The sequence below is a fragment of the Streptomyces malachitofuscus genome, assembly GCF_055571035.1.
In genome coordinates, this window is record NZ_JBVIGA010000009.1 from 258,475 (window position 1) to 266,571 (window position 8,097).

Genomic DNA, 8,097 nt, shown 5'->3' on the forward strand with positions numbered 1-8,097 from the left:
GTGATAATCACCCTAAGAGTGGTTTCCCGTGCCCCACCGTGGGGAAAGGCTAGCCGAATGCCTTCCGCCGGGGCCCTCGCGGCCGGTTGATGCGGCGCCGGTCGCCCTCGGTCACTGGTTGCTGGTCCCGAAGTCCTCCGGCGAGATCTGGTCGAGGAACTCGCGGAACTTCTCCACCTCGTCCTCCTGCTCGTCCGGGATGGCGATCCCGGCGTCGTCGAGCACCGTGTCGCTGCCGTAGATCGGCGTGCCCGTGCGCAGGGCCAGCGCTATGGCGTCGGAGGGACGGGCACTCACCTCGACCCCGCTGGCGAAGACCAGCTCGGCGTAGAAGACGCCCTCGCGCAGATCGGTGATGCGCACTTCCGTGAGCTCCTGTCCGACAGCCTCCAGCACGTCCTTGAACAGGTCGTGGGTCAGCGGCCGTGCGGGTGCCATGCCCTGCTGGGCGAAGGCGATGGCCGTCGCCTCCCCCGGTCCGATCCAGATGGGGAGGTAGCGGTCGCCGCCCACTTCACGCAACAGCACGATCGGTTGGTTGGAGGGCATCTCGACCCGGACACCTACGACATCGAGCTCGTTCACACAGCAACCCTAGGCCGTGCCCGGGACGTTTGGGTAGTCGGGCAGGGAACGGGTGCCCGATCCGGCCTCCTGATCCGGTGGCTCACGGCAGCCGTACCCCGAGCGCCGACTGCAGCAGCGCCGCGTGCAGCTTCACCGCGAGGCCGGCCAGCTCCTTCGTACGGGCCTGGGCGTGCGCCCGCGTCTGCGGGTTCCGGTGGCGGCGCAGCGGGGCAACCACCTGATCCACCAGGCCCGCCTCCCGGTCGGCGGCGGCCTTCATCGCCCTGAGGTGGCGTGGCTCGATGCCGAACCGCCCCAGCTCGGTGATGAGACCGGCGACGGTGACCGCCTCGGCGTCGTACACCCCGTCCTCGACCGGAGTGAGCAGCCCGTAGGACTCCCACTCGGCGAGCTCGGGCTCTCCTGCGCCGACGGCCGCGAGCAGCTGAGCGCGGCCGATGCGGGCCGTCGTGGGCCCGTCCTCGGCGGCCGGCTCCGGATCGGCGTCCCCGTCACCCGGACGGCTCAGCGCGGGCAGCCCGACGGCCTCCCCGCGCTCCATGGCCGCCAGGTGCTCCCGGATCACCTTGAGCGGCAGATAGTGGTCCCGCTGCATCCTCAGCACATGGCCGAGGCGCTCGATGTCCCCGGCGCTGAACTTGCGGTACCCCGACGGGGTCCGCTGCGGCTCGATCAGCCCTTCCGACTCCAGGAAGCGGATCTTGGAGATGGTGACCTCGGGAAATTCCTCACGCAGCACGCCAAGCACCGCGCCGATGCTCATCAGTCCGGTGTCCGCGGCGGCGGCGCCGTGGCCGGCACCGCCGCTCGGTGTCTGAGGCATGGACCTTCCCTGGAGTCCCCGGACGGAATCCGGGGAGGTCAGTAGCTCCGCTGGCTCGCGTAGAAGACCAGCCGGTACTTGCCGATCTGCACCTCGTCACCGTTGGACAAGGCGACCTGGTCGATCCGCTCACGGTTGACGTACGTGCCGTTCAGGCTGCCGACGTCGGCGACCGTGAACGAGCCGTCCGGGCTGCGGCGGAACTCCACATGCCGCCGGGAGACCGTCACGTCGTCCAGGAAGATGTCGCTCTGCGGGTGACGCCCGGCCGTGGTCAGGTCGCCGTCCAGCAGGAAGCGGCTGCCCGAGTTCGGCCCGCGGCGCACGACCAGGAGCGCCGAACCCATCGGCAGCGCGTCGACGGCCGCCTGCGCCTCCGGAGAGAGCGTCGGCATCGGCGTCTGGCCGGTGGCCTCGGCGTCGTAGGCCTCGAGGCCGGAGATCGAGATCGTGGACGTCGTCTCCGAGGGGCGCTCCGGGGCCACTCCGGGCCTCAGCGGCGCACCGCAGTGGGAGCAGAAGCGGCTGTTCTCCGCGTTGCGGTTACCGCACCTCGTACACACCAGGGCCGACATGGACGGATCCTCCTGCCGCGGCTGCCCACCGGGGGCTTGGGACGCGTACGGGTCGGAGAACCCCCCGCCCGTACCTGAGGTCGACGGCTGTCCAAAACCTATGCCGCCCGACTGCGCAGGGTCAACGGACGGCGCGCCCTGACCCAGCTGGTCCCGAAACAGCGGACGCTGACCTTCCGCATCAGGCTGTGCGCGATGACGAGCGGTCGCGTTGTCGCTGTCCTCTCGCCGCGCGCTCTTGCCGAACAACTTCGCAAACAACTTCACGGGCGATTCCCCTTGACCGAAACAGACCCGCCCGTGGGGCAGGACGAACCCTGACTGAACACATTGGCCGACCCGGACATCTTCACAACGTCCGCCTCCGCCAGACAGTTTCCACCACGCACCACCCATTCGGTGCGCCGACCCCCCGCAACCTCATGCCCTGGCCGGACGTCCCCCATGCACCCCCGGTTCACCGGGAGGACGACCGAGCGTAGTCAGGCCGCTTCACCGCCCGCAAGGCATCCACAACGATCTTGCTCGACCGCTCCACGGTAACGGTGGCCTGTTCCTTCTCGAGAGTCTGCACCACGCCTCCGGGGATGTTGAGCGCCGGCTCGAGGTCCTGCGGCTTGCCGATGACCTTGAAACGATAGGGCGCGGTGATCTTGTTCCCGTCCACCGCGATCCCGCCGCCCGAATCCGTCAGATAGGTGCTCGCCACCACCCGCACACCGTTGACCTGAATCGCCTCGGCACCGGCCGCGCGCAGCTCCTGGACGGCGTCGAGCAGCATGTCCGACTCGACCGTTCCCTTCGGGTCCTCGATGGTCATCGTGATCCCCGGCCCCTGCGCGGCCACGGTGCCCGCGAGGACGCCGAGTTGCCGTTCCTTCTCGATCGTCTGCTTGCGGGCCTCTTCCGCCTGGTCGGAGCTGTTCTCCAGCTCGTCGCGCTGCTTCTCGAGGCCCTGCTTCTCGTCCTCAAGACGCTCTGTGCGGTCGTCGAGTTCATCGAGGATGCGCACGAGATCTTCCTGACGTGCCCCGCGCAGCGCACTGTCGCCGTCGCTGTTCGAGGCCACCTGGACGGCCAGTCCGAATCCCAGACCGAACAGAAGCAGGGCGACGATGAGTTGGGCACGGGTGATCCGCGGCGGCCACAGCCCCTTCGCCAGCCGCTGCCGTCCGGTCAGATCCGGCCCGGCCGGCTCCTGCGTCACGCCCTCCTCCGAGGGCGCGGGGGCCGACGCGGGTACCTCCGCGGGCAGCTCCCTGCGCAGGCCGGCCGGGGACGGCTCCTCGGGAGCGGTCCTGGGCCGGGACACCGCCGGGCGCGTGGACTCGTCGTGCTCGTGCTCACTCATCGGCCTCACGCCCGGAACACGTGCCGGCGGATCGCCGCGGCGTTGGAGAAGATACGGATGCCGAGGACGACCACCACGCCCGTGGACAGCTGGGCCCCCACGCCGAGCTTGTCGCCGAGAAACACGATCAGCGCGGCGACGACCACGTTCGACAGGAACGACACGACGAAGACCTTGTCGTCGAAGATCCCGTCGAGCATGGCCCGCAGCCCTCCGAACACGGCGTCGAGCGCCGCGACGACGGCGATCGGCAAGTAAGGCTCGACGACCGCCGGAACCTCGGGCCGGACCAACAGTCCGGCCACGACTCCCACGACGAGGCCCAGTACGGCGATCACGATGTGCCCTTCTCGGTTATCGGCTGTGCGGTACGTACGGTCACACTCGGTGCTGCGGGCAGCCGGACGTCGTCCTCCGCGGAGATCGCGGTCCTGATGCCGTAGTTCTCCTGCAGGGCGTGCAAGTACAGTCCGTCCGCGCTGTTCTGGAAGCGCTCGCTGAGCCGCCCGCCGTCCCCCACCGCGAGCACCGTGTACGGCGGCACCAGCGGCCTGTTGTCCACCAGTATCGCGTCTCCCGCGGCCCTGATCGCCGACAGGGCGGTCAGCCGCTGCCCGTTGATCGAGACGGCCTCGGCACCGGACTCCCACAGGCCGTTGACCACCCGCTGCATGTCACGGTCACGGACCCGCCCGGTGTCGGAGAACCCCGAGGTCGACCGGGCGTCGCCGTCACCGCCCGCGCTCGCGTCCTCGGCGTCGTTCACCACGAGCCGCACCCCGGGCCCGTGCACCGCGGTGGCGCCCGACAGCATGCCCACCAGGGCCGACCGGTCGTTTCCACCGCTGTGCCGGAGCGCCTCGCGCTGCCGGGCGCCCACGTCCGCGCGCAGTTCGTCGACACTGTCCTCGAGCCGGTCCGCGGCCTCGGTCTCCTCGTCGATCCGGTCGATCAGCTCCTCGCGCTCCTTGGCGACGGCGGGAGCCTCCACCCGGGCCTGCGCGGCACCGACGGTCACGATCAGCGCCGCCAGCACCAGGCCGACGGCGAGGCCGAGCTTCGCCCTGAGGGTCTTCGGCAGACCGCCGTCCCCGTCGGCCTTCTTCCGCGCGGCGGCCTCGGCGTAGCCGTCGTCGAGGCTGTGGTCCATGACGTTGGTGATCAACGACATGGAGGCGTCCGGGCGCGCGGGCCGCGCGGGTGTGCTCCGAACGGGGGGTTGCTGCGGCATGCGGCACATCGTCGCACGCCGCGGCCCCTACCTCCGAACGGCCCTACCGGCGTGCCGGACAGGCCCCCTTGGGGACACTTGTCCGGCACGCACACGTACCGCTCCTTCTACCGTCCGGCGCTGTCCACGACGGCCGACCACTCGTCCAGCAGCGCCTGCGCGGAGGCGTCGTCGGGGCCCTCGGCCCACAGATGGGTGACCGCCTCGGCGGGGTCGGGCAGCACCATCACCCAGCGGCCGTCCGCCTCCACCACCCGCACGCCGTCGGTGGTGTCCACGAAGCGGTCCCCGGCCGCCTCCACGACCCGCCGCATCACCAGGCCCTTGACGGCCCACGGGGTCGCCAGGTCCCGCTTGAGCACATGCGCCCGCGGGATGCGCGCGTCGATCTGGCTGAGCGTGAGCTGGGTGCGCGCGACCAGCCCGATGAGCCGTACGAAGGCCGCCGTGCCGTCGTAGACGCTGCTGAACTCCGGGACGATGAAGCCGCCCTTGCCGTCGCCGCCGAAGATCGTGCCTTCCTCGCCGCCCACGCGGGTGAGGTCGTCGGGCGAGGTGGTCGTCCACTCGACCTGCGTGCCGTGATAGGCCGCCACCTGCTCGGCGATCCTCGTGGTGGTCACCGGCAGCGCGACCCGGCCGCTGCGCCGCTCGGAGGCGATGAGGTCGAGCATCACGAGCAGCGCCCGGTCGTCCTCGACGATCCGCCCCTTCTCGTCGACCAGCGACAGCCGCTCGCCGACGGGGTCGAACCGCACGCCGAACGCGGCTCCGGAGGACGCCACGATCTCCCCGAGCCGGACCAGCCCGGAGCGCCGCATGTCGGCCGTCTCGGTCGGCCTGGACTCGTCCAGGCCCGGGTTGATGGTCAGCGAGTCGACGCCCAGCTTGCCGAGGAGGCTCGGCAGCACCAGGCCGGCGCTTCCGTTGGACGCGTCCACGACCACCTTGAGCCCGGACTCCGCGATGCCGGTGATGTCGACGTTGCGCAGCAGGGACCCCGTGTACGAGTCGAAGACGCTCGCCGGGAAGTGCAGGTCCCCGATCTCACCCGGGAAGGCACGCCGGTACTCCTGCCGGGCGAACACCCGGTCCAGCTTCCGCTGGCTGCCCTGCGACAGGTCGGCGCCCTGCCCGTCGAAGAACATGATGTCGACGGAGTCCGGCACCCCGGGAGTGGTGCGAATCATGATGCCGCCCGCGCTGCCCCGCGCGGTCTGCTGCCGCGCCACGGGCAGGGGCACGTTCTCCAGGTCCCGTACGTCGATGGCGCTGGCCTGCAGCGCGGAGATGACCGCCCGTTTCAGGGCGCGGGCGCCTCGGGAGTGGTCGCGGGCCGTGGTGACGGTCGAGCCCTTCTTCAGGGTCGTCGCGTAGGCGCCGGCAAGTCGGACGGCGAGCTCGGGGGTGATCTCGACGTTCAGGATGCCGGAGACCCCGCGGGCGCCGAAGAGGTGCGCCTGTCCCCTGGACTCCCAGATCACCGAGGTGTTGACGAAGGCACCGGCCTCGATGGTCTTGAACGGGTAGACCCGCACATTGCCCTGGACGATCGATTCTTCACCGATGAGGCACTCGTCGCCGATGACGGCGCCGTCCTCGATCCGCGCGGCCCGCATGATGTCGGTGTTCTTGCCGACGACGCAGCCGCGCAGATTGCTGTGCGGCCCGACGTACACGTTGTCGTGGACAACGGACTTGTGCAGGAAGGCACCGCTCTTGACGACGACGTTGGATCCGACGACCGAGTGCTCGCGGATCTCCGCGCCCGCCTCGACCTTGGCGTAGTCGCCGATGTACAGCGGCCCGCGCAGGACGGCGTCGGGGTGGACCTCGGCGCCCTCGGCGACCCAGACGCCCGGAGAGATCTCGAAGCCGTCGATGTCGACGTCGACCTTGCCTTCCAGGACGTCCGCCTGGGCCTTCACATAGCTCTCGTGGGTGCCCACGTCCTCCCAGTAGCCCTCGGCGACGTAGCCGTAGATCGGCTTGCCCTCCTTCATGAGCTGCGGGAAGACGTCGCCGGACCAGTCGACGGGCACATCGGCCTCGACGTAGTCGAAGACCTCCGGCTCCATGACGTAGATGCCGGTGTTCACGGTGTCGGAAAAGACCTGTCCCCAGGTCGGCTTCTCGAGGAAGCGCTCGACCTTGCCTTCCTCGTCCACGATCGTGATGCCGAATTCCAGCGGGTTGGGCACACGGGTCAGGCAGACCGTGACGAGGGCGCCCTTTTCCTTGTGGAAATTGATCAGCTCGGTGAGGTCGAAGTCGGTGAGGGCATCGCCGGAGATGACGAGAAAGGCGTCGTCCTTGAGCGCCTCCTCGGCATTCTTGACGCTCCCGGCGGTACCGAGCGGCTTCTCCTCGTTGGCGTAGGTGAGCTCCATTCCGAGCTCTTCGCCATCACCGAAGTAGTTTTTGACGAGTGACGCAAGGAACTGGACAGTCACAACGGTTTCGTTGAGCCCATGCCTTTTGAGCAGCCTCAGCACGTGCTCCATGATCGGCCGGTTGGCCACCGGCAGGAGCGGCTTGGGCATGCTAGAGGTCATGGGGCGAAGGCGGGTGCCTTCGCCTCCGGCCATCACGACGGCCTTCATGTCGGAAGCGTCCTCCTCGAAGAGACGACGGTCTGGCCGACTTCACCCGCCAGAGTTCTCCCGCACATTTCCACTACGGGCTTCGCGCCACAATGCGCGAAGCAATCAGCGAGGTCAATCGGCCACAGCGTCCGCACGGATCAGGCGGCGGACTTGGACCACGTATAGCACTCCTGCCCACCAATAGAGGGTTGTACCCCATCCGGCGAACGCCCAGCCGAAAATAGCAGCGAGTGACGAGATCCAGCCACTTCCGTCACTGAGCAGGAGCAGTGGGAAGGCATACATCAGGTTGAACGTGGCGGCCTTCCCCAGGAAGTTCACCTGGGGCGGCGGATAGCCGTGCCGCCTGAGGATCCCCACCATGACGAGCAGGACCAGCTCACGGGCCAGCAGCACGATCGTGAGCCAGAGCGGGAGAATCTCGCGCCAGGTGAGACCTACGAGGGTGGAAAGGATGTAGAGCCGGTCTGCGGCCGGGTCGAGCAGCCGGCCGAGGCTGCTGATCTGGTTCCAGCGTCGCGCCAGCTTGCCGTCCAGGTAGTCGCTGACGCCGCTGAAGGCCAGGACCAGGAGCGCCCAGCCGTCGCTCTTCGGACCGCCGAACTCGGGCCTGAGGATCAGCCACAGGAACACGGGTACGCCAACGAGCCGCGCCATGCTGAGCATGTTCGGGATGGTGAGGACGCGGTCTGTCTGGACCCGCGTCTCCTGGACCTCCACCCGGGATCCTCCTGTGGGAAACGTGTCGACGATGCCCCCGACCTTACCTCAACGCAAAAAAGCTCCGGCTCTCGGGCTGTACGCCCAAGAGCCGGAGCTCTAAAAGGAGTTCGGCGGCGTCCTACTCTCCCACAGGGTCCCCCCTGCAGTACCATCGGCGCTGTAAGGCTTAGCTTCCGGGTTCGGAATGTAACCGGGCGTTT

Annotated in this window: 8 protein-coding genes and 1 rRNA gene; all 9 read right to left on the reverse strand. The window is 68.9% G+C overall.

Annotation, left to right across the window (positions count from 1 at the left end; genetic code table 11):
- Window positions 1-111: 111 nt before the first annotated feature.
- Window positions 112-585: a bifunctional nuclease family protein gene (locus ACZ44S_RS16060; RefSeq protein WP_004934251.1), complete on the reverse strand. Its 474-nt coding sequence runs from the start codon at window positions 583-585 to the stop codon at window positions 112-114.
- An 82-nt stretch (window positions 586-667) separates the two neighbouring features.
- Complete coding sequence (gene ftsR, locus ACZ44S_RS16065; protein ID WP_466929157.1) at window positions 668-1,411, reverse strand: transcriptional regulator FtsR; 744 nt, start codon at window positions 1,409-1,411, stop codon at window positions 668-670.
- Between the two features lie 38 nt (window positions 1,412-1,449).
- On the reverse strand, window positions 1,450-2,382 hold the full coding sequence (locus tag ACZ44S_RS16070) for an FHA domain-containing protein (protein ID WP_466929159.1): 933 nt from the start codon (window positions 2,380-2,382) through the stop codon (window positions 1,450-1,452).
- Window positions 2,383-2,443: 61 nt separating this feature from the next.
- On the reverse strand, window positions 2,444-3,337 hold the full coding sequence (locus ACZ44S_RS16075; protein WP_466929163.1) for a DUF881 domain-containing protein: 894 nt from the start codon (window positions 3,335-3,337) through the stop codon (window positions 2,444-2,446).
- A gap of 5 nt (window positions 3,338-3,342) precedes the next feature.
- Window positions 3,343-3,675 (reverse strand): small basic family protein, encoded by a 333-nt coding sequence (locus tag ACZ44S_RS16080; RefSeq protein ID WP_003988855.1) that lies wholly within the window; start codon window positions 3,673-3,675, stop codon window positions 3,343-3,345.
- Window positions 3,672-4,568, reverse strand: coding sequence for a DUF881 domain-containing protein (locus ACZ44S_RS16085; RefSeq protein WP_466929165.1), 897 nt, complete (start codon window positions 4,566-4,568; stop codon window positions 3,672-3,674). The genes ACZ44S_RS16080 and ACZ44S_RS16085 overlap by 4 nt, the downstream gene beginning before the upstream one ends.
- 107 nt (window positions 4,569-4,675) lie before the next feature.
- The gene (locus ACZ44S_RS16090; protein ID WP_466929167.1) at window positions 4,676-7,171 is read right to left on the reverse strand and encodes a sugar phosphate nucleotidyltransferase; all 2,496 of its coding nucleotides are present in this window, start codon (window positions 7,169-7,171) and stop codon (window positions 4,676-4,678) included.
- A gap of 114 nt (window positions 7,172-7,285) precedes the next feature.
- Entirely contained in the window at window positions 7,286-7,894 is a 609-nt protein-coding gene (locus tag ACZ44S_RS16095; protein ID WP_466929168.1) for a CDP-alcohol phosphatidyltransferase family protein, read from the reverse strand.
- A 108-nt stretch (window positions 7,895-8,002) separates the two neighbouring features.
- Window positions 8,003-8,097: ribosomal RNA gene (gene rrf / locus ACZ44S_RS16100) — 5S ribosomal RNA — on the reverse strand; the annotation flags it as partial.

Bases quoted from the DNA above. Each gene is read 5' to 3' on its own strand.
- ACZ44S_RS16090 (WP_466929167.1), bottom strand. From the start codon at position 7,171: ATGAAGGCCGTCGTGATGGCCGGAGGCGAAGGCACCCGCCTTCGCCCC.
- ftsR (WP_466929157.1), bottom strand. From the start codon at position 1,411: ATGCCTCAGACACCGAGCGGCGGTGCCGGCCACGGCGCCGCCGCCGCG.
- ACZ44S_RS16075 (WP_466929163.1), bottom strand. From the start codon at position 3,337: ATGAGTGAGCACGAGCACGACGAGTCCACGCGCCCGGCGGTGTCCCGG.
- ACZ44S_RS16070 (WP_466929159.1), bottom strand. From the start codon at position 2,382: ATGGGTGGTGCGTGGTGGAAACTGTCTGGCGGAGGCGGACGTTGTGAA.
- ACZ44S_RS16085 (WP_466929165.1), bottom strand. From the start codon at position 4,568: ATGCCGCAGCAACCCCCCGTTCGGAGCACACCCGCGCGGCCCGCGCGC.